The organism is Cyanobacteriota bacterium (assembly GCA_025054735.1).
Lineage (GTDB): Bacteria > Cyanobacteriota > Cyanobacteriia > SKYG9 > SKYG9 > SKYG9.
The window spans coordinates 1-1,818 of the sequence record JANWZG010000580.1 but is presented as its reverse complement, the minus strand read 5'-3'; the positions used below and the strand labels follow the sequence as shown (position 1 = coordinate 1,818).

Here is a 1,818-nt window from a genome sequence, read left to right as displayed (position 1 = left end):
GATTGTAGGGGCGCACAGCCGTGCGCCCCTACCCGACTTCGTACAGCCGCGCCAAATCACTGAGGCTAGTTGCTGTTTTGAGGTCTGCATTCCCCCATGCAGCACGATCGTCGCTGGCAGTGAGGGCATGGCGCGTCAGCCGTTGCAAAAATTCAAGACACTGCTGTAAGTCTAGGATCGATTGCACAGAGAGCATTTCCACCCATCGTGCTTCAGCGTCCGATCGATCCACATACGCACGAAATGCTGCTTCATCGTGGCGGTGATTGAGCACATAGGTGCGTGTTCTTGGCGGATCATGGCAGCAAAGTCAGGATTCATAGCTCAAATCTCCAATACCCGGTGGGAAATACCCGGTGGGAAAGATGACAATCTGAATATCGTCTCCGGCTAGGATGACAATGCGCTGGTTGCATTGGTCAAATCGCCCTAAGTCAACCGATAGGTAGAAGCTAGTCAACGATTGGCAGAGCAGAAAACAGAGCGACGTTTGCTGTGAGGTTGGAATAACAGTTACTCCTCCAGGCTAATGTTGCTATCCTAAGCTAGCGGCGGCACAACTTGAGACGCAAGGCGATGGGCTTTTTCCAAGTACTCAATAGCCTTGTCATAACGTCCTTGCAACTTAGACAAAGCTGCCATTGCATCGTAGAGCAGGGCTAAATTCTCTCGTCCAGTAACGGTGTGGGGATGGTCAGCCTCCAACCACTGCTCCCAGATAGCCAGAGCACGCCCGTAACAGGGCTGGTTGTCTTTGCTAATCGGTGCCTTGTTGTCCGTGAACTGATTTTGCTCTGCCTTGCCGCCAGAGACATGCTATTGCTCTGTAGTTGGGTCTGGGTTGGACATCGGGTGGGTAGGGTCTACTGGTTCCTAATCTAACCGACGGGTGAGGGGATGTCGAGGTTTTGCTGGGATGGTGGCTAACCTCAGATGATGGGCAACTCCCTAGCCCGCCTCACCCTTACCAGGAGGCTCCATAGCACGCAATTGGACAGCGCAGGCTTTGAGTTCGGGTTGGCCAGAGTCGGGGCAAGCTGCTGGATGGGTAAGGGCATTGGCTTCGGCTCCGTCTGCCCAGAGAGACCCCCAGTGCATGGGTACAAAGACAGTTCCAGGGGTGATGGCAGTGGTAATCAGGGCTGGAAACTGTCCCCGGCCCCGCCGCGATCGCACCTCCACAAGCATCCCTGTCGTAATCCCCAGAGCTTCAGCATCACGGGGATGGATTTCAATAAAGGGATGGCTGTGCATCTGGCGGGTTTTTTCCACTCGTCCAGTGCGGGTTTGGGTGTGCCAGTGACCGTACAACCTGCCATTGGTGAGGATGTAGGGGTAGTCTTGGTCGGGTGGCTCTGCCAAACCCTTAGCATGGTAGCCTACGAACCGTGCCCGCCCATCGGGGGTAGGAAAGTTCAGGTCGGTGTAGAGGCGTTTACAGGTGTCAGATGGAAAATGGGGAGCAACGACTGCTTCTGACACCCCACACCTATCACCAATCACCTGCGCTGGCAGAGGCCACTGTAGCGGGCCACACTGGCGGAGGCGATCGTAGCTAATACCAGACATGTCACAGGGACGACCAGCAGTGAGCTGGACAAACTCAGCATGAACCTCAGCAGCCGTGGTAAAGGGAAACTGGGCTGAGAATCCCAGACGGCGACCGACTTCAGCAAAGATTGCCCAGTCTTCTTTTGCTTCCCCTTTAGGGGGCTGAAAGGCAGGACAAAGGGTGACCCGGCGCTCGGAGTTGGTCATGGTGCCCGTTTTTTCACTCCATTGGGTAGCGGGTAGCAACAGGTGGGCAAATTCTGTGGT

At 55.2% G+C, this 1,818-nt stretch carries 4 protein-coding genes; all 4 read right to left on the bottom strand.

Annotated elements, in window-relative coordinates:
• Positions 1 to 28: 28 nt before the first annotated feature.
• Positions 29 to 274: a hypothetical protein gene (locus NZ772_18365; protein MCS6815521.1), complete on the bottom strand. Its 246-nt coding sequence runs from the start codon at positions 272 to 274 to the stop codon at positions 29 to 31.
• 36 nt (positions 275 to 310) lie between these two features.
• Positions 311 to 460, bottom strand: a complete 150-nt coding sequence (locus tag NZ772_18360) for a hypothetical protein (protein MCS6815520.1) — start codon at positions 458 to 460, stop codon at positions 311 to 313.
• 80 nt (positions 461 to 540) lie between these two features.
• Positions 541 to 762, bottom strand: a complete 222-nt coding sequence (locus tag NZ772_18355; GenBank protein MCS6815519.1) for a tetratricopeptide repeat protein — start codon at positions 760 to 762, stop codon at positions 541 to 543.
• Positions 763 to 948: 186 nt separating this feature from the next.
• Positions 949 to 1,818, bottom strand: an 870-nt coding sequence (locus tag NZ772_18350; GenBank protein MCS6815518.1) for a molybdopterin oxidoreductase family protein, incomplete at its 5' end; no start/stop codon positions are given.